This is a genomic window from Sulfitobacter sp. S223 (assembly GCF_025143825.1).
Taxonomy (GTDB): domain Bacteria; phylum Pseudomonadota; class Alphaproteobacteria; order Rhodobacterales; family Rhodobacteraceae; genus Sulfitobacter.
This window is the reverse complement of the sequence record NZ_CP083560.1, coordinates 3,724,820-3,742,635: the sequence shown is the minus strand read 5'-3', so window position 1 is coordinate 3,742,635 and position 17,816 is coordinate 3,724,820. Positions and strand designations below refer to the sequence as shown.

18 protein-coding genes are annotated in these 17,816 nt (G+C 53.1%); 7 read left to right on the top strand and 11 right to left on the bottom strand.

The window, feature by feature from the left end:
* Window positions 1-49: 49 nt before the first annotated feature.
* The 5 genes from K3757_RS17850 to fliL form a co-directional block, all read right to left on the bottom strand.
* Window positions 50-2,323: a hypothetical protein gene (locus K3757_RS17850; RefSeq protein WP_259997808.1), complete on the bottom strand. Its 2,274-nt coding sequence runs from the start codon at window positions 2,321-2,323 to the stop codon at window positions 50-52.
* A complete protein-coding gene (gene motA, locus K3757_RS17845; RefSeq protein WP_259997806.1) occupies window positions 2,320-3,189 on the bottom strand; it encodes a flagellar motor stator protein MotA in 870 nt (289 codons plus the stop codon). The genes K3757_RS17850 and motA overlap by 4 nt, the downstream gene beginning before the upstream one ends.
* Before the next feature lie 66 nt (window positions 3,190-3,255).
* Entirely contained in the window at window positions 3,256-3,615 is a 360-nt protein-coding gene (locus tag K3757_RS17840; RefSeq protein WP_259997804.1) for a MotE family protein, read from the bottom strand.
* Between the two features lie 305 nt (window positions 3,616-3,920).
* Window positions 3,921-4,328, bottom strand: a complete 408-nt coding sequence (locus K3757_RS17835; protein ID WP_259997802.1) for a hypothetical protein — start codon at window positions 4,326-4,328, stop codon at window positions 3,921-3,923.
* A 12-nt stretch (window positions 4,329-4,340) separates the two neighbouring features.
* Entirely contained in the window at window positions 4,341-4,832 is a 492-nt protein-coding gene (gene fliL, locus K3757_RS17830; protein WP_259997800.1) for a flagellar basal body-associated protein FliL, read from the bottom strand.
* A 122-nt stretch (window positions 4,833-4,954) separates the two neighbouring features.
* Here fliL and fliF point away from each other — a divergent pair, with 122 nt between their 5' ends.
* From fliF to K3757_RS17805, 5 genes are all read left to right on the top strand, one after another.
* Complete coding sequence (fliF, locus tag K3757_RS17825; protein ID WP_259997798.1) at window positions 4,955-6,586, top strand: flagellar basal-body MS-ring/collar protein FliF; 1,632 nt, start codon at window positions 4,955-4,957, stop codon at window positions 6,584-6,586.
* The gene (locus K3757_RS17820; protein ID WP_259997796.1) at window positions 6,583-7,188 is read left to right on the top strand and encodes a hypothetical protein; all 606 of its coding nucleotides are present in this window, start codon (window positions 6,583-6,585) and stop codon (window positions 7,186-7,188) included. Before fliF ends, K3757_RS17820 begins: the two co-directional genes overlap by 4 nt.
* The gene (locus K3757_RS17815; protein WP_259997794.1) at window positions 7,181-7,465 is read left to right on the top strand and encodes a FliM/FliN family flagellar motor C-terminal domain-containing protein; all 285 of its coding nucleotides are present in this window, start codon (window positions 7,181-7,183) and stop codon (window positions 7,463-7,465) included. Before K3757_RS17820 ends, K3757_RS17815 begins: the two co-directional genes overlap by 8 nt.
* 11 nt (window positions 7,466-7,476) lie before the next feature.
* Window positions 7,477-8,199 carry a flagellar type III secretion system pore protein FliP gene (fliP, locus tag K3757_RS17810; RefSeq protein ID WP_259997792.1) on the top strand — a complete coding sequence of 241 codons (723 nt, stop codon included), beginning with the start codon at window positions 7,477-7,479 and terminating at the stop codon, window positions 8,197-8,199.
* A gap of 125 nt (window positions 8,200-8,324) precedes the next feature.
* Entirely contained in the window at window positions 8,325-8,996 is a 672-nt protein-coding gene (locus K3757_RS17805) for a hypothetical protein (RefSeq protein WP_259997791.1), read from the top strand.
* A 7-nt stretch (window positions 8,997-9,003) separates the two neighbouring features.
* On the opposite strand, the gene K3757_RS17800 is transcribed toward K3757_RS17805, so the two are convergent.
* From K3757_RS17800 to K3757_RS17780, 5 genes are all read right to left on the bottom strand, one after another.
* Window positions 9,004-10,116, bottom strand: coding sequence for a flagellar basal body P-ring protein FlgI (locus K3757_RS17800; protein WP_409202555.1), 1,113 nt, complete (start codon window positions 10,114-10,116; stop codon window positions 9,004-9,006).
* Window positions 10,113-11,117 (bottom strand): flagellin, encoded by a 1,005-nt coding sequence (locus K3757_RS17795; RefSeq protein ID WP_259997787.1) that lies wholly within the window; start codon window positions 11,115-11,117, stop codon window positions 10,113-10,115. Before K3757_RS17795 ends, K3757_RS17800 begins: the two co-directional genes overlap by 4 nt.
* A 2-nt stretch (window positions 11,118-11,119) precedes the next feature.
* Window positions 11,120-12,562: a flagellar hook-associated protein FlgK gene (gene flgK, locus K3757_RS17790; RefSeq protein WP_259997785.1), complete on the bottom strand. Its 1,443-nt coding sequence runs from the start codon at window positions 12,560-12,562 to the stop codon at window positions 11,120-11,122.
* A gap of 58 nt (window positions 12,563-12,620) precedes the next feature.
* A complete protein-coding gene (locus tag K3757_RS17785) occupies window positions 12,621-13,922 on the bottom strand; it encodes a flagellar hook protein FlgE (RefSeq protein ID WP_259997783.1) in 1,302 nt (433 codons plus the stop codon).
* Window positions 13,923-14,023: 101 nt separating this feature from the next.
* Window positions 14,024-14,869: a flagellar motor protein MotB gene (locus tag K3757_RS17780; protein ID WP_259997781.1), complete on the bottom strand. Its 846-nt coding sequence runs from the start codon at window positions 14,867-14,869 to the stop codon at window positions 14,024-14,026.
* A gap of 129 nt (window positions 14,870-14,998) precedes the next feature.
* Between K3757_RS17780 and K3757_RS17775 the strand changes: the two genes are divergently transcribed.
* Window positions 14,999-16,216: an MFS transporter gene (locus K3757_RS17775; protein ID WP_259997779.1), complete on the top strand. Its 1,218-nt coding sequence runs from the start codon at window positions 14,999-15,001 to the stop codon at window positions 16,214-16,216.
* Window position 16,217: 1 nt separating this feature from the next.
* On the opposite strand, the gene K3757_RS17770 is transcribed toward K3757_RS17775, so the two are convergent.
* Window positions 16,218-17,108, bottom strand: a complete 891-nt coding sequence (locus K3757_RS17770) for a rhodanese-related sulfurtransferase (protein WP_259997777.1) — start codon at window positions 17,106-17,108, stop codon at window positions 16,218-16,220.
* 96 nt (window positions 17,109-17,204) lie between these two features.
* On the opposite strand from K3757_RS17770, the gene pncA reads away from it, so the two are divergent.
* Entirely contained in the window at window positions 17,205-17,798 is a 594-nt protein-coding gene (gene pncA, locus K3757_RS17765; RefSeq protein ID WP_259997775.1) for a bifunctional nicotinamidase/pyrazinamidase, read from the top strand.
* Window positions 17,799-17,816 lie beyond the last annotated feature (18 nt).

Here is a 17,816-nt window from a genome sequence, read left to right as displayed (position 1 = left end):
AGATTATGGGTAGGGTGTTTATTTTTCGTCACCAAACATATGGGAAATTTCAGGAATCTGGTGAAATCTGTACAAGGGGATCATTCAGAAACTGCTCTAACGTGCTGCGCGCGTTTCCGCTTTCTTGCAGTGCCTTATTCGCACGACCAAGAGGTCCAAGATTTGTGTCTTTTATCACTGGTTCGACTTCGGCTAATGCTGCTACTGGGCCAAATCCTGGTGTTTGAGCCGAGGTGAGTTCACGCCAATCTTCCGAAAGCCAAGCAGCCTGCGCGGCCTGTGTGGTTGCATTAGAGTTGGCGAATATCTCTGAGGCCTCTCGATACGCTCCAGACATTTCTTTGGCTTCGGCCAGTAGTAGCTGCACTTCTTGTCCATCTATTCCAATAAGAGCTGCTTGCGCTTGAAATGGTTGGCGCAAAGCAAGTGCTGCCCGTGCCGCAAGCAGCTGTCTCGTTTTGTCGTTCCGGGTTTCGGTAACCATTTCGAGCATTAGCTGAACCTGCGCAGCAAAACCCAAATCCATCAGTCGCTTCGCGAGCTGAAGCTTTGTTTGGCTCGGTAGCTTTGCCAACGCTTCTTCACGATGCGCAAAAAGGTGTTCGAGAAAAGTGAAGTCTGCTGCTTTTTGCGTAAGCCTTTCCAAGGCGATCTGTCGCAATTGAGTTGTCGCCTCAGGGGATAGAGATGGACTCAAGGCGTCCAGCGCGGTGAAAGCTTCCTCGAATCGTTCAGACTGGCTTAGTGCAAGTATTTGGGTGCGGCGCAGTTGATTGCCCAACTCGGTACCGCGTAGCTCCTGTGCGTACGCCTCTATCAAAGTAGCTGTCTCGTAGGATAGCTGTTCGTCATTGCTGAGCTTACCTTCCACAAGTTTGATCAACGCTGCGGGTGACTCGAGGCTGTTCGTTTCTATCACGTCCTCAAGGAGGGCTTCAGCAGGTTGCCCCGCGTCGATCGCAATTCCCGCTTGCGCCATGGCGCCCTCTGGCGAAAGGGCTTCTGGTAAGCGTTCAATGCTTCGCATCGAAGCGGCCGCTGCTTCTTGATCACCGTACTGTAAGAAACGTTCACTCAATTGTGGAGCGATAATGGAGCGTAAATTTTTAGGTAGTTTGTTCAACGCACGAAGCACAGCGTTTGTGTCGATCATAATGCCCTGCGGTAGCTGGCGAAAGCTAAGCATTGCCCAGAGTGCAATATCTGATTTGCAATCGGTATAGCTCCCGATCATGTTGTGGCCGTTTACGGCGCCAAACTCCAATATACTGGCGACATTCGCCAAATATCCATTGGCTTCTAACACCGAAGGGTCGAGGCGGAGGGCATCAAGCGCTTCAGCTCCGAAGCCAAAGTAAAGATACAGCTGTGCGAGAGTTCTTGCTGCGTTTATATTGAGCTGATCGCGGGCATTCATGATTGCAGTCCGGGCGGGGCCAATCTGAGCCGAAAATTCGTCTTCGGTTCCCCAAGTGTCTAGCGCCAGCACATCAGCATCAGGGCAAGCCATGTCTGATAATGGCGCTACGCCTAAATGGTTTGGGATCCAGCTAGGCAGGTCCATGCTGCTGGTTATACGCAGGTTCTGGGAAGTCGATTGAGCAGTCTCAGGCAGTTCGGTGCTTGGGGTGTCGGGATTGACATCTGCTTCGCCCATTGGCCTAAGTTGTTTTATGGGGGCGGCATAGCTATTTTCAAGCAAACCAGTGCTTGCAGCAGAGGCAACGCTTTCGCCCAAGTTCTTTTGAATCTCATTGAGAAGAGCAGCACGCTCCTCAATGTTTGGAGCGAGGATTGTTTCGTCGTGAACCGTTCTTGTTGTGCCGTCCGCTATTGCGCTGGCTTCAAAAGAAGAACCGCTGCCGATCCATGGTAGGGATACAGGGCGCACCTTGGCGCTACGCACAGCAGCGTTGGGCCTTTGCACATTAAAAAGTGGGGCACCCATCAGGGGCGGACCAGCGAGCTTTGTGCCTTCATCTGCTACGTCGATAACCAGCAATTCTCCACTGCGAAATGCGGTTCCTCTGCACGCACATTTGACGTGCAATGTAAGCGACTCTTTGGTTGTCGTAATGTGACTGATCCGGTCTCGGGGCATGCGCAAGAACACTTCCGAGATATCGAAACCATCGGAATGCTCAGAGAGCGTCAACTGTATCCCATTTTTAGTTTGGCGGGCTTCCCAATTCTGTGAGGCAGGAACAGGCAGGGTTATGCGACTGAATGTAGGGTGATCTCCCGAACGTAACGACAGCTGTTGTGCCTGCGCCTGCACCGCCGAGATGCACAGCAGCGACATGATAAGACAAAACCTTCTCATGCTGCGTTTTGCTTGAGAGCTTTAAGGGCCTCCTCAAGCTCTCCATAATCAGGCCTGCAGTGCGAAGGTGTATTCTGGCGACCAACCTCTATGCATATGTTGGTCGCGTGGTTGTGAAGGTTTGCGATCAAAACCTCGCGAATGAGTTGGTAAAAGTGCGCCTCATCCTTTGTGACATCGCTCACTTTCGTGGCGAATGGGCCGACCAGCCCGTATGCGAGAAACACACCAAGAAATGTACCAACCAGCGCGCCGCCGATCAATTTCCCCAAAACTTCCGGCGGTTGGTCAATAGATGCCATTGTCTTGATCACACCCAATACCGCAGCCACAATTCCCAAAGCAGGCAGACCGTCAGCCACCACTTGAAGCGCATGGCTTGAGTGCATTGCATGTTCAAGATTCGCTTCCATACGCTTATCAAGTACTTCTTCCACCTGATGCGGATCGTCGTAGTTCATCGAGGCGGAGCGCATGGTATCGCAGATCAATGCAATGGCTTCCTTGTCTTTAAGAATTCTCGGGTATTTGCTGAAAATTGAAGACTCATCAGGCCCTTCGATGTGCTCTTCGACAGCGACTGGATTCTGTCTTGCAAGACGAATTAATTCGAACAGGAGGCACAGAAGGTCAAGGTAATCATCGTGTTTCCATTTGGGCCCTTTGAACACTTTCCCCATGTCTTTCATAGTGTGCTTGATTGCTGGTCCATCATTACTGATTAGAAAGGCGCCCAATGCCGCGCCGCCGATCATGATCATCTCAAATGGTAGAGATTTCAATATGATACCCATTTTGCCACCAGCAAGAAGGTAACCACCAAATACCATGACGAAGATAGTGATAACGCCGATAATGCCGATCATGTCAGCCCCCGATTGTCTATTTGTGACAGTGTTGCATATGGTGGTTAAGGAACTCTCTGCGTGGGCTCAGGTTTTTGGAACATTCGCATTCCGCCCTGCAAGAATCACGCTGATTGAATAGGCCACTTCCGGCGAAAGCCCGGATAGGATTTCGGCGGCGATGTCGGGACGCATGCGGCCCAGAAAACCAGCGGCAAAATTGGGTTCCATCTGTTCAAAAAGGATAGCGGCATCTTTAGGTTTCATATTCTCGTATACCGACGTCAGGCGCAGGATGTCTTTTTCGGATGCCTCATCCGCAAGAGACAGGGTTGCACGCAAAGCTGTCTCTGTTTGTGTGAGTGCTCCAAGGCGTTTCTCGATTTCAGCGTCTGCGACGGACAGCGCACGCATCCGCAGTTCAATTTTCTTTTCCCGCTCTGACACCTGTATCTCGCGTTCGGATAGTGCCGCGATGAGGCCCGATAACTCGCCCCGGTTGGTGGTAGTCGCAAGGAGCGGACTCGTCCCAAAAGAGGCTGAATCTTTCTTCTCTGAGTCGCTTGATGCTCTAGGGTGTTTTGGCGCTGCTGATGGTGCAGACAGAGTAGTAGGCAATTGGCTGTCCTGTGCCCAAACGCTATTTGCGCTTGTGACCACTCGAATTGTCGCAGAGCTGACCAATAACAGAGCGATGACGAGAACGGAGCCGCGGCCAACAGGCCCGGCTGACCGTTTGGATCTGAAAAGAATCATGCTGCGTCTCCTGTCGCCGGGTGGGATCGGCGGGCAAACATCGGAGTGTTTGGATTTGTCGTGACAGGCTTTGAAGCTGGCGGACTAGCTTCTGGACGGGTAGACTGGGGCGCGGGTGTTGACGGTATGTCATGAAGCGCCGCCATCTGTAGTTCCAACCGCCGCGACATATCCTCTGCGCGTTTGGTTAGCTCTGTCAGAGATTTCGCGGAAGTAGCCGCTGTTTGTTGGGCTGCTACAAGGGTGCGGTTGAGGTCATCTACCTGTGCTGACAAAACGGCCACGGCCCCCCCAACGCCTTTTTCGAGATCGTTGAAACGGTTGAGCCTGCGAGCAAGCACGAAACAGTATACACCTGCTCCAATGGCTCCTGCTGCTAGTAGGATATCTGCAATTAGTTCCATGACATGCTCCTTTTAAGTTAGTACAAATTCCATGATCAGGAAGTCATTGACACGGTCCTGACCTGTAACAACCTGAACACGACGCAGCATCTGCGCACGCAGTCGTGTCAGTGCTGTTCGATCTTCCAAATCCGCGACTTCCAATGCTCGCAAATAGCTGTTGAGCACATCAACAACCCGTGGAAGCAGCTTGGTTACGTCTTCTTGATAGTCTTGAGGCACTTCAAGCTGAGCACGAAAGCGGAGAATCCTTCGTTCCGGGCGTGCGTCTACCGAAACCATCATCGGTTCAATTTCTACAAATGCGATATTTGCAAAAGGATTTTTGGCTTTCTCTTTCCCATCGTCCGTATGGATTTCGGCGTCGCCGCCAAGAATCATACCTGAAAGAGCCGCATAGAACCCCCCGCCAGCACCGACCAGCGCCAACATAAGTCCAATGATTAAAGGCGCCTTGGATTTTTTCGGGGAAGCGTCTTCCAACGCTGCTTCATCTTCTGACATGGTGTCTCCAACCTCTGCTATGCAAAATGGTATAGCCGCGATTGCACTAACGGGTTGTTAAGCCCAATCGGTCATTTCTGTTGGAGAAGCCGGACAGAACGTTCGGTGCGACGGAGGCGATTGTGCAGCAGTACCTGAATGTCTGGATGAAGCTTGGGATCAAGCGGCAACTTATTGTAATCGCGGCGACCAGTGCGATGTTCTTTGCGATTCTCGCAATGGCGCGCATGACCACGGCCCCTAGTATGACTCTCCTGTATGCAGGGCTTGAAAGCAGCGCAGCAGGGGACGTTGTCCGTTCACTGGAGCAACGCGGTGTGGTTTTTGAAGTGCGCGGTGGATCAATATTTGTGGACAGTAAGGCACGCGATGAATTGCGCCTTACTTTGGCCAGTGAAGGTCTCCCTGCGAACGGGAACCGCGGGTATGAATTGCTTGATCAGTTGACCGGTTTCGGCACAACAAGCCAGATGTTCGATGCTGCCTATTGGCGCGCGAAGGAAGGTGAACTGGCCCGAACGATCGTAGCAAACCCGGCAATATCTATGGCGCGTGTGCATATCGCAAGTACGGGATCAAACCCGTTTCAGCGAGGGATTACGCCAAAAGCGTCTGTATCTTTGACCCCGAATGGCGGAACCATTTCCCCAGCCCAGGGAAAAGCTGTTCGCTTTTTGGTCGCATCCGCTGTTGCCGGGCTCGCCCCTGAAGACGTGGCGGTGATTGATGCGAATGGGTCTCTCATAGGTGCGACCGAAGAATCGGCCCCCTCTGTCGGAGGTGATGATAAAGCTCAGGTTCTTCGTGATCGGGTACAGCGGTTGCTCGAAGCGCGGGTTGGTTTCGGCAATGCAGTCGTTGAAGTTAGCGTCGATACCGTCACAGAGAGCGAGGCGATTCGCGAGCGTAGTTTCGATCCCGATGGACGGGTTGCTATTAGCAGCGATACCGAAGAGCGCACAAATACCGCCGAGGGTACTGGTGGCGGTAATGTGACCGTTGCAAGCAATCTACCAGATCAGAAGGGCGGCGCGGGCGGCGACAAGTCTTCTTCGCAAAACAGCGAAACGCGAGAACGTATTAACTATGAAGTGTCCGAGACCGAGCGGGAGATCATCCGTGTGCCCGGTGCAGTGAAACGGCTATCTGTTGCTGTATTGGTGAATGAGACCACTGTTTTGAATGATGTTGGTGAGCCTGTCTCGCAACCGCGGGATCCGGCTGAAATGGACGCATTGCGCGAACTTGTCTCATCTGCTGTTGGCTTTGACGCAGAGCGCGGGGATATCATCACACTTAAATCCATGGCGCTGCAAAGCGTGGCGCCTTCGGGCACGGCTGCCAGCGTGTCGCTAGTGGATCAGTTTGATCTCGATCTCCTGTCAGCGATCCAGATGTTAGTCCTTGCGGTCGTTACGTTGATCTTAGGCCTTTTCGTAATCCGGCCTGTTCTGACCAAGCAGCCCGCCGAAGTCCCTGCAATGATTGGGTCTCAATATCTGGAGAATTCTACCAGCGAGGGCGGTGCTATTGCTGAGCTTAGCAGTCTTCCGGCGATGATTGATGCCGAAGACATCGGAAACGCCCAGATGACCGCTGGTTCGGGCGACGTAATAGCGATGCAGAATAGCGACCTTGAGCGTTTGCCCCCCGAAGATCCCGTTGAACGTCTACGCAATATGATTGGGGAGCGTCAGGAGGAGACTGTCGAAATTTTGCGCGGATGGCTTGAGGATAAGGAGGAAAAAGTATGACTTCGATTGCGCATCGCTACGCTGATTTCAGCCCATTGGGCCTAGAAGGAGAGCTTACAGATTCTGTCTCACCCGAACATATAGAAGATCAAAAGCTCAAGGCTTTCGAGGAAGGGTATCAGGCCGGCTGGAGTGATGCTGACAAAAACCATTCCAATGAAAATAGAAATATCGAAGCAGAATTTGTCCACAACTTGCACGATCTTTCTTTTACCTATCAGGAAGCGCTGACCAGGTTGAACCGAGGATTGAAGCCTCTGTTTGAACAAGTGATGACCACTCTGCTTCCCAAAACGATCAGCGCTGCTTTGCGTGGTCATGTGATTGAAGAATTGCTTCAACTAGCGGCAAATCAGACGAAGGCGCAGATCCTTCTCAAGGTGTCAGAGGTCAGCCTACCGATGATTGAAGAGCTGCTAGAAGACGTTGAGTTAAGCATTCCAATCTCTTTGAGTTCCGATCCTACCTTTAGCAGTCATCAACTTTTTGTCGCCCTTGAAACACAGGAGCGTGAGATCAATCTTGATGCGGTGTGTCAGGAAATCACGACAGCCATGACCGCTTTTAATTTCCATACACAATCGGAGTGCCCTGATGCCTGACCAGACAACGCTTGCCACTGATACCTCAAATCCGTTCACTTCTGTCCCAATCGAAATCACTGTTTGCGTTGGAAAAGCACGTCCGTTGTTAAGGGACTTGGTCATGTTGGGCGAGAACGCTGTGCTGACCCTAGACCGGCGTGTGGATGATCCGGTTGAGTTGTACGTCGGCGATAAATTGATTGCGCGTGGCAATTTGGAAGAGGCGGAGGGCGATGGTGCAGGGCAACTTATCGTTCGGCTGACCGAAGTGGTTGATATGCAGCAGGGTCTTTGATGCTGAGACTAATGCCAGTTTGGATTTGGATCGTTATCTTTCTGTTTTTGCCTCAAGTGGCAGAGGCCCAGGAGTTGTCAATTCCGCTAGGAGATGACGGCTCTATCTCAGCGCGGACGATACAGTTGTTCGTTCTAATTACGGTGCTTAGTCTCGCACCGGGACTGGCCATAATGGTGACGTGCTTTCCATTTTTAGTGACGGTTTTATCGATCCTGAGACAAGCCATTGGACTGCAACAATCGCCTCCCAATATGCTTATTGTCAGCTTGGCACTTTTTTTGACCTATTTCATTATGGAGCCGGTATTCACCGCCGCGTGGACGAACGGCATCGGCCCTCTTACACGTGAAGAAATAGGAGTGGAGCAGGCATTTTCTCTGACTTTGGAGCCTTTTCGCAATTTCATGGCAGCGCGGCTGAACCCCGAAACTTTTTTTGCCATGGCAGAGTTGCGACCGGACACAATCGCCGCACAGCCAACACCGGACGCTCCCCTCTCGGTTCTGGTGCCCAGTTTTATGCTGTCCGAGATATCGCGAGCGTTCCAGATCGGTTTTCTGATCTATCTCCCGTTCCTTATTATTGATTTGGTGGTCGCAGCGATCCTGATGTCCATGGGGATGATGATGGTTCCACCCGCTGTGGTGTCGCTGCCCTTCAAGCTAGCCTTTTTTGTAGTGGCAGACGGCTGGGCGCTTATCGCGGGCAGCTTGGTGCGCAGCTATTTTTAGAAAGTTGCGGCAAGAACAAGAACTAAATGCGTTCTACTCTACTCTCTCCAGTTAAGGTTCTGGCCACTCCCTTGTCTTATTCCTGACCCTAATGTCAGGGGTGGCATATAACATGGAGTGGGTTGATGGGTCAGCGATTAAGGCTGTTATTGCAAAGACAGCCGCGCGTGCGCGGTGGCGAATGGGGCGGGGTGTTTCGGTTTGTAACCCGGTTCGTTGATTTGCTTATTTTGCCTTGGGTTCTCGATCCAGAAGTGCTCTGGATTTATCTGGCTGCGCGCTTTGCGTCGTTAAGTATTCCGCTGATACTCATTTTATTTGACGCCAGAGTGGCGCGCGAGCTTTCAAATCTTGCTCAAATTCGAGATAAAAGCCGATTTCAGTCGGCAGCCGCACGTGTGAATATTTGCTATCTTCTGGTTTGTGGCGCCACGGGGGTATTCGTAATTGTTGGCGCACCGAGCTGTGCGATTATTTTGGGCATTCAGGCGACGCCATTCAGTGCGATATTGACTTGGCTGGTAATCGGTCAGTCTGCGCCAGTGTTGTTTGGCGCGACAAGTCTCTTGATGCACGCGGTAGAACGGGGAGCATTTTCTGATTCGCTCCTCGGGCTTACATCACTTTTGTTTCTGATTACGGTTGCAACGTCCGACATGCGCGATGGTGTTGTAATTGCCCAGACCCTTGTTGCAGCGCAGCTGACTCAGGCTGGGTTGTGTGCGCTGTTGCTAACGCAATGTGGCGTATGGCCGGGTGCGACCTCTCTCCTTCACAAAGAGATCAAGCTTTTCTGAAGCGTCATTACCTGACGACAAATTCAGCATGAAGAGCGCCTGCTGCCTTAATGCTTTTGAGTATGTCAATCATATCGCGGGGTGAAACGCCAAGCGCATTCAGGCCAGCAATCAGTTCGGACAATGACGCCCCAGCTGGTATTTCTGCAAGACCGATGCCGGGTTCCTCTTCAATTGCAGCGCGGGTGCGTGGCACCACTACAGTTTCACCTTCAGCAAAGGGGTTAGGCTGAGAGACAAGCGGCTCTTCCTGAATTCGTAAGGTCAAATTCCCCTGACTGACGGCGACACGAGAAATTTGCACGTCTTCGCCCATAACGATCGTGCCAGATCTTTGATCCACAACAACACGAGCTTTCCGTTCGGGCTGGACCTCGATATTCTCGATCCTACCGAGTGCATGAGCAACTGAACGCATTCGGGTCGCTGGTACATCTAGAATAACGGTGCCGCTATCCAGCATCAGTGCCACTCCGCGCCCAAAATCGCGATTTATTGCCTGCTCAATTCGTCCGGCAGTTGTGAAGTCCGCTTCTCTCAAGGCCAGGCGCAAATCGCTAAGAGAGCTAAGCTGAAATTCGATTTCCCGCTCTACTCGCGCGCCGGAAGGGATCGTGCCCGAAGTTGGTACGCCTTGCGTGACCTGCCCGCCGTCTCCTTCTGCGGTGGCCCCACCAGCAATAATGGTCCCTTGGGCGACAGCATATATTTCACCGTCGGCCGCGTTCATTGGTGTCATAATAAGCGTCCCGCCGAGAAGGCTTTTAGCATCGCCGATAGCTGAGACGGTTACGTCAATCTGGCCCCCCGCCCGCGCAAAGGGGGGCAGTGTTGCGGTGACTAATACGGCTGCAACATTTTTTGGGCGAAACTGCTCACCTGTTACGTTCACGCCGAGACGTTCGAGAATATTTGTCATAATATCTTCGGTGAACGGTGCATTTCGTAGCCCGTCGCCAGATCCATCAAGGCCGACGACAAGCCCATAGCCCACCAAATCATTGCCTCGTACACCGTCAAAATCAACAAGATCTTTTATTCTGACAGGGGCTGCATTAGCCGACCCGAAAAGCCCCAGTAGCAGAGTCAAACAAACTGAAAAACACATCAAACCCTTCATAGGTAATTTACCAGTGAAAGCTGGGATGAGCGTGCGGTAATCGCGTAAAGACTTTGTAGTTGAAATTGGACTTGCTCCAGTTCTGTGGCGGCTTCAAACGGATCTACGGACAACAGATTGTTACGCGCCATTTCGAGCGCGCTGCGTTCACTGCTATTTCGTACACTGACAGCCTCGATGTGGGCTTCGGAAGTTCCGATTGAGCCACGTAATTGCGTAATGTCGTCGACGTTAGTGAAGACAGTTATCATCGTCTTTTGCAGCAGTTCACTCTTTTGCGTATTGCTGAGGGCCAAGGCTGGGTCGTCTGCGATTGATATCAGCGCTAGATTGCGAAGCGTGTCTCGAAAAAGAGGGTCGTTTGCCCGAAGCTCAAATTCGACAGCGTCCGTATCGGACAGTGCGACCGGCGCGAGGGGTGTGTCCGAACCAAAGTAAACATCAGTTCCAAACCCTGCCGGATCATCAAACCAAGCTTGTGCTGCAGTGAGGATATCATCGACACTACCCGCACCTGCAACTGCGGCGCTTAGCCCCGCAAGGAGATCTTCAGTTGAGGCAATCGGGTGTACGTCAGTTGCAGTGCCGGCAAAAAGGGTCCGGCCGGAAACTTGGGTATTCAGTGTACTCACGGTCTGACCAAGAAAATCCCTTGCGGTATTCTGAACACTTTCTGTGTTTACTCCTAACGCGGTATTGGTCGCACCTATTAAAGTATCACGGAAGGTCGTGTTTAAATCACTAATTCGGCTCAATGCGGATTGAACGCCATCGGCAAATTGCTGTGCTTCTGATCCAGCCAGTTCATAGCCGGTCAATTTGGTGAGGCTGCGATCTAAGTCGTTCAAATACGCAACATTACCAGCCAGAGCTGTACGAATGTCTGCCACCTGACCTGTTGAGATTTCAAGAGTGAGGCGCTGCATGTCTTGTTTGAGTGCCGCATTTCGGGATTGCATTGCATAGGAGTGGGCCATGTCGCCCCGTGAGCCGATGTTCATAGTCACAACCTCGTCAGTGTTTCAATCATATCATCTGCTGCCTGAATAACACGTGCATTGGCAGCATAGGCCTGCTCAAGAATAAGCAGGTTCTGAAGTTCCTGATCAGTATCAACACCCTGAGACAGCTGTAGGTCAGTCCATTCAGTCAATCGTGCAGCGCTAAATGTTAAGTCCCTTTCCGCGCCCGCACGGGTCGAGGAAAGCACGCCAGAGAAAGAAGAAAACAAATCCGACATGCTTTGGTTGCCGGTGCTGAATCCACCCGAAGCGGGTGCGCGCTGCGCATCTAAAGCATCGCGCATGTCATTGAGTAATGCGGCGTCCCCTGCTGGGCCGGGAGTAGTTGCGGCCAACCCGTCACGTAGGCGCCAGACCTCACCACCTGCGGCAGGATCAACAGCTGCATTTAGGGATAACCTCGCGCTCAAACCGACTTCGTCGATAAGGGAAAAAGCGCCGCCCGCATCTGTGAACAGCCCCGGATCGCCTGTGCCGCGGGTTGCATCAAGTGCTGGATCGGCAAACCGCTCAACCAAGTCGCGGGCGATCGCATCTAGCTGGGTTTGGGCCTGCACGCCATATGTATCCCGAACAGTAAATTGACCGCCCAAGCTACCTCCGGCGAGCGCGCTCATGCGCAAGTCCTGACCATTGAGAGTCAGCCCTGATAAAGTGCCATTATCTATGGTTTGATATGCGGTCACGGTGTTCTGTCTTTGAAAGCCGACGGTTGCTGCGCTGATGTCCAACAAGACCGCGCCCCCGTCGGTGTAAATCGCAACGGAATTGTTATCGCGTGGGACAACATTGATAGGGACAATCGCACCAATCGTGTCCAGCACCGCTTGTCGTTGGTCGAGCAAGCCCGGGGTGCTTCCGCCGCGAGCCTGCGCAGTTATGATTTGTTTATTCAGCTGTTCGACCTGCTGCAAAGCCGTGTTGAGCGTATCAACCTCTTTGGCAATTTGCCCGTCCGCGCGCGTGCGCATATCCTGCACGTCGTTTGACGCGCGCACCAGCCCTTCGATCAGGCGCTTGGCATCAATCACGGTATCCGTCAAACGTTCTGGCGCATCAGGCCTGCTTGTCGCAGTGATCAGGCTTTGCTCAAAGGCGGCAAGGCGCCCGCTCAGACCTTCTGAATCGCCCGCAACTCCCGTCACATTTTCCAATGTTTGAAAGAAATTGACTGCCGTTTGTATGTTCTGATGTGCGGCGTCCGCGAACCGGCGGTCGGCCAGAACGCCTTCGTTAACGTGTCGTGTGGTCCCGTCAATCCTCACACCGCCATTCGCGCCGTAGTTCATAGAAGACAGAGCCAGCTCCCGGCGACCATAGCTTTCTGTCAGCGCGTTCGAGATATTGTTTGAAACAAGCTCTGTCCCCCGCGCGGCGGCGCGCAGGCCTGACATGGCTGCGTTCATGGCTCCGGTTATCGACATAATGTACCCCTTGGATCAGGTGGGGAGGTGCGCCATGCTCCTCCCCCGTGTGGTCTTATCAGCGCTTGATGTTGGTGGTTTCCTGCAACATTTCATCAACAGTCTGGATGACTTTTGCATTGGATGAATAGGCCCGCTGGGTCTGGATCATTGATGTCAGTTCATTCGCGACATCGGTTGTTGATTCCTCGCGGGCAAAAGCGACGATATCACCTGTGGGTCCGTCACTGGCATCCCATAGAAAGAACGATCCGCTATCGACTGACGGCTGATAAGTCTGTGAATCAAGAGCGACCATGCCGTTAGGGTTTGGCAAGTCAACCAGAGGAACCTGATAGATCGTCCGTGTTACGCCTGTATCGAAAGTCGCATGAACGTAGCCATTACCGTCGACATTCACGCTTGTCATATTACCCACAGGAGAGCCGTCTTTGGTGATGGAGACTGGCGCGAATGTATCTGACAATTGTGTAAGTGCGTCGCTTTGCCCGACCACACCGATATCGATCTCGATAGGCCCGCCATCAACATCAACGATCAGCTTGCCGGATGCAGTATCATAGGCACCGCCTGAGATGGTGGATACTGAGGCCAGTGTGCCGCCTGCCGTGCGATTATCTTCAAAGGTCAAAACATATTCGCCGATGGTCACGCCTGGATTGACTGAATCGGTTAATGTCATTGTCCATTCATTCGAAGCCCCGGTTGCGGGCACTGTCGGCGTGAAGGTCACGTTCACGCTCTCCGAGGTGCCGAGGTTGCCATAATACTCAACAGCGAGTTGCTGCGCTTCTACTGCACTACCGGCAACTGTTGCGGTCGCCGGCAGATTGACCCCCAGCGTCATGCGGGTGGTCGGTTCACCGGTAAGCTGGTTAACGTTGATCTGGATCGGTTCCAGTCCTTCATCCGTATCGCGTGAAAAGGTCGGAATGGAACCGTCAGGCTGTGCAGGCCAGCCCAAGAGGACAAGGCCGGATGACGTTGTTAGGTAACCTTCTGCATCAGTAGTGAATGAACCGGTGCTTGTGAGGAGCATGTTCGTATCACCATTGCCAACATTCAGGTCTGTGACTTTGGCGACTGGCAGCATCCCCCGCCCGCGCACGGCTAGATCGGTAGCATTCGATGTGGCGACCAGCGATCCGCCCAGATCAATCTGGCGATTGGTGTTCGCCCGCACGCCGCCAGCTGAATAATTGCCGCCGTTTTTCGAGATCACCATGGATTCAAAATCAGTCTGGACGCGTTTATACCCAAACGTGGAGGAATTCGCGATGTTGTCTGAAATGCTTGCCAGCCGTGTGGCGTTGGCTTGAAGCCCCGCCACACCTGCGTTCAAGGAAGATGAAATTGTCATAGACACGCCTTTCTGCTCTGCCGTTTTCCATTCTGGACCAAGCAATAGCCCGACATGCTTTAATGTCGGGCTAACAGATAAAATGCGTTCTATTTTGTCGCTCATGATTTATCGCGGAGCAGCACAATCTCGATTCTGTCATTTCTAAGTGCCATCGAGTCACGTACCACCGGTTCGCGATCAGCATGTCCCGTTACACGCTGGATTCTTGCGGGCGCGATGTTCTCTCCTTCCAGCAGCAGTCGCATTTGCGTCGCCCGCCGATGAGATAGGTCCCACACATGGCTTTCTTTCAGGACAAGCGGTTGTGCGCGAACATGGCTTCCGATGGCGATATCATTCGTGACAGTTTTGCTTACCTGAGCAATCAATACTGCCAGATCGCGCATCAAGGACGTCGGAGTGTCCGAACCAGGTTCAAAGATTCGTAGATCGTCCCGAGAGAAAATCTCGATCAGCAGGCCTTCATCGGTGATGCGGGTTACTATGTGTTCAAGCGCATTTTCCATGACTGCCGACTCACCACCATGTCCTTGCAGCATCTCATTAACGGTCTCGAAAACTTCATTTTGCGCAGCTGTTTCATCCGTGCCGGGGCTGCTACTGACTACGCCTCGCGCCTTGTCATCGTTTGTGGGCCGGTTGGCCGAAGCACCTGTCCCGTTCTTGGGGAGGACCATCTCGGAAAAAATGCTATCGCCCCCGAAAGAGCCGTCACCCCCACCCGATACCCGTACAACGGGGATGGTTGGAGAAAAATAATCTGCCAACCCTTTGCGTTGTTGTTCTGTCGTCGCGTTCAGCAGCCACATCAACATAAAGAACGCCATCATCGCGGTGACGAAATCGGCATAGGCGACTTTCCATGCACCACCATGGTGCCCGCCGCCTTTGACGATCTTTTTGCGTTTAATAATGACTGGCGCGACGTTTGCCTTCGCACTCATATCCACAACCTTTAATTCACCCAAGGACAGGGATACCGCCAGAGCCGTTAGCAAACCCCTAAGGCGAGGGGGATTGGTTAATAGAAGGTAACGCTTGCAATTGCCGATGCAGCGCGGCCACATCGCAAGATGGACAATCTGATCACCGATAGCCGTTACTCATGGACACGCCTTGCGCTGACATTGTGCGTGGGCACTGTGATCAATGCAGGCATGTGGGCCATCATCGTGATTATGCCCGCCGTCGAGGCAGAGTTCGGCGGTAGCAGGGCGATGGCGTCGCTGCCTTATACGCTTACTATGATCGGATTTGCGACTGGCAACTATGCGATTGGGCGTGCGGTGGACCGCTTCGGGATCACGCTGTCGTTGATCGTGGCGGCAGTGGTTACCGCTTTGGGCTACGGGCTCGCCACAATTTCTGGCTCCCTTGTGTTGCTTTCCTTGGCGCAGTTGATTGTTGGCTTTGCCTCTGCGGTTGGATTTGGCCCACTGATAGCGGACGTATCGCACTGGTTTGTGCGGCGACGAGGCATTGCTGTGGCGATCGCCGCTTCGGGTAATTACCTTTCTGGCGCGATCTGGCCAATCCTTCTGGCGGGTGTGCTGCAGGAAAGCGGTTGGCGGTCTGTCTATTTTGTAATGGCGCTGGCAACGCTGGCTCTTGTCATCCCGCTGGCTTTTACATTGCGCCGTCGTATCCCCGAAGAAGCGCAAGTTGCGGCGGAGCATGCCTCCACATTGAACGCACGCTCTTCTGGTCTTTCGCCGCGGGCTTTACAGTACCTATTGGGGTTCGCGGGTATCGGCTGCTGTGTCGCCATGTCGATGCCGCAGGTGCATATTGTGGCGCTTTGTGTCGGACTTGGGTTTGGTCCAGCTGTAGGTGCGCAAATGCTTGCGCTGATGTTGCTGGGTGGTGTCGCTTCGCGGATTGTGTCCGGTCTGTTGGCAGATCGCTTGGGGGGGGTGCGGACCTTACTTATCGGATCATGTTTACAGTGCCTTGCACTGTTCCTGTACTTACCCGCCGGGGGCATGGTCTCACTCTATCTGGTCAGCCTTGTCTTTGGCCTTAGTCAGGGCGGCATTGTGCCGAGCTATGCATTGATTGTACGTGAATACATGCCCGCTAAGGAAGCTGGCTCCCGCGTCGGATTTGTGATGATGGCAACGATCCTTGGGATGGCGCTGGGCGGTTGGCTGTCAGGGGTCATCTATGACCTAAGCGGCGCTTACAGGTTGGCTTTTATCAACGGCATCGTCTGGAACGGAGCCAATATCGCCATCATGCTGTGGTTGCTTTCAAGAAGCAGGCCACGCGCACCAAGGCCCATCACGGCTTAGCCTACCATTTACGACGTTTGGCAAGTGCCATCTGTTTTTGACGTTCGCGAAAACGCATCTTGTCGTCTTCTGTCGTCTCATCCACGCAGTTGTGGCAACTTACGCCTGCCTCATATCCTTCCCGATCTTTGTCTTCGGGCAGGATGGGCCGACGGCAGCCATGGCATAGCAAGTGCGGGCCCGGTTTCAGCCCGTGTTCCACGCTGACACGGTTGTCAAAAACGAAACAGGAACCGTCCCAGGTGCTTTGGGCCTGCGGGACTTCTTCGAGATACTTAAGAATGCCGCCCTTGAGGTGGTAGACATCCTCAACACCCTGACCGAGTAAGAAGTTAGTCGATTTTTCACAGCGGATACCGCCGGTGCAGAACATCGCGATCTTCTTATTATGAAAGCGATGCTTGTTCGCCTCCCACCACGCGGGAAACTCGCCAAAGCTGGTGGTTTCGGGGTCAACAGCACCTTTGAACGTGCCAATGGCGACTTCGTAGTCGTTGCGCGTATCGATCACGGCAACATCTTCACGGGTAATCAGATCGTTCCAGTCCTGCGGTGCAACGTAGTGTCCGGTGCCTGCCAGTGGGTCGACCTCGGGCTGACCCATTGTCACGATCTCGCGCTTGATACGCACTTTCATCTTGCCAAAAGGGGGCACGTCCGCGTGCGAAATCTTATGTTCCAACTCTGTGCAACCGGGCAGGGCGCGCAGATGGGCAAGCACTCGATCAACGGCTGCCTGGGATGGGCCGGCGATGGTGCCGTTCACTCCTTCGCGCGCCAACAAAAGCGTGCCAGTGATCTTCTCCTCAAGGCAAAGCTTGAGCAAGGATGGCTTCAGCGCCTCTGGGGCATCGAAGCGGGCAAAGTGATAAAGGGCGGCGATGGTATACATGGGTTGCCAAATAGGCCGCGCAGGGGCTGTTGCGCAAGAGGTGTGTAGGGTAAAACCGTCACGAGATGCAATTTGCCACAGCCGCGAGGATCCGCCATGCATGCCCTACTAGTCATCGATGTACAGAATGATTTTTGCCCAGGCGGCGCGCTGGCTGTGTCCGGTGGGAACGAGATCGTCGCAGGTATCAATGCTTTGATGGGCCAGTTTGAAGCTGTGGTATTAACCCAGGATTGGCATCCGGCGGGGCATTCGTCCTTTGCGTCCACACATGCAGGCACCGCGCCGTATGATATGATTGAAATGCCATATGGCCCGCAGGTTCTTTGGCCTGATCACTGCGTTCAAGGCACTGACGGAGCAGCGTTTCATCCATTGTTAGAGACTGATCACGCTGATTTGGTGATCCGCAAAGGGTACAACCCGGCCATTGATAGCTATTCGGCATTCTTCGAGAATGACCACAAAACCCCAACAGGTCTGGCGGGCTATCTGCGCACGCGCGGAATCAAAGAAGTGACTCTTGTTGGTCTCGCGCTGGATTTTTGTGTGAATTACTCTGCGGTCGATGCGGCACAAGCAGGCTTCAAAGTGACAGTGCGCACTGATCTGTGTCGGGCGATTGATCTGAATGGTTCTCTGGACGAAGCTAAAAGCGCGATGCATGGGGCCGGAGTAACGCTCGACTAAAGGCTTGCTCCCATACAC

What these genes read in the sequence shown, in the direction of transcription:
- K3757_RS17850 (WP_259997808.1), bottom strand. Translation starts at nt 2,323, where the DNA reads ATGAGAAGGTTTTGTCTTATCATGTCGCTGCTGTGCATCTCGGCGGTG.
- motA (WP_259997806.1), bottom strand. Translation starts at nt 3,189, where the DNA reads ATGATCGGCATTATCGGCGTTATCACTATCTTCGTCATGGTATTTGGT.
- K3757_RS17835 (WP_259997802.1), bottom strand. Translation starts at nt 4,328, where the DNA reads ATGGAACTAATTGCAGATATCCTACTAGCAGCAGGAGCCATTGGAGCA.
- fliL (WP_259997800.1), bottom strand. Translation starts at nt 4,832, where the DNA reads ATGTCAGAAGATGAAGCAGCGTTGGAAGACGCTTCCCCGAAAAAATCC.
- K3757_RS17820 (WP_259997796.1), top strand. Translation starts at nt 6,583, where the DNA reads ATGACTTCGATTGCGCATCGCTACGCTGATTTCAGCCCATTGGGCCTA.
- K3757_RS17815 (WP_259997794.1), top strand. Translation starts at nt 7,181, where the DNA reads ATGCCTGACCAGACAACGCTTGCCACTGATACCTCAAATCCGTTCACT.
- fliP (WP_259997792.1), top strand. Translation starts at nt 7,477, where the DNA reads ATGCCAGTTTGGATTTGGATCGTTATCTTTCTGTTTTTGCCTCAAGTG.
- K3757_RS17805 (WP_259997791.1), top strand. Translation starts at nt 8,325, where the DNA reads ATGGGTCAGCGATTAAGGCTGTTATTGCAAAGACAGCCGCGCGTGCGC.
- K3757_RS17800 (WP_409202555.1), bottom strand. Translation starts at nt 10,116, where the DNA reads ATGAAGGGTTTGATGTGTTTTTCAGTTTGTTTGACTCTGCTACTGGGG.
- K3757_RS17795 (WP_259997787.1), bottom strand. Translation starts at nt 11,117, where the DNA reads ATGAACATCGGCTCACGGGGCGACATGGCCCACTCCTATGCAATGCAA.
- flgK (WP_259997785.1), bottom strand. Translation starts at nt 12,562, where the DNA reads ATGTCGATAACCGGAGCCATGAACGCAGCCATGTCAGGCCTGCGCGCC.
- K3757_RS17785 (WP_259997783.1), bottom strand. Translation starts at nt 13,922, where the DNA reads ATGACAATTTCATCTTCCTTGAACGCAGGTGTGGCGGGGCTTCAAGCC.
- K3757_RS17780 (WP_259997781.1), bottom strand. Translation starts at nt 14,869, where the DNA reads ATGAGTGCGAAGGCAAACGTCGCGCCAGTCATTATTAAACGCAAAAAG.
- K3757_RS17775 (WP_259997779.1), top strand. Translation starts at nt 14,999, where the DNA reads ATGGACAATCTGATCACCGATAGCCGTTACTCATGGACACGCCTTGCG.
- K3757_RS17770 (WP_259997777.1), bottom strand. Translation starts at nt 17,108, where the DNA reads ATGTATACCATCGCCGCCCTTTATCACTTTGCCCGCTTCGATGCCCCA.
- pncA (WP_259997775.1), top strand. Translation starts at nt 17,205, where the DNA reads ATGCATGCCCTACTAGTCATCGATGTACAGAATGATTTTTGCCCAGGC.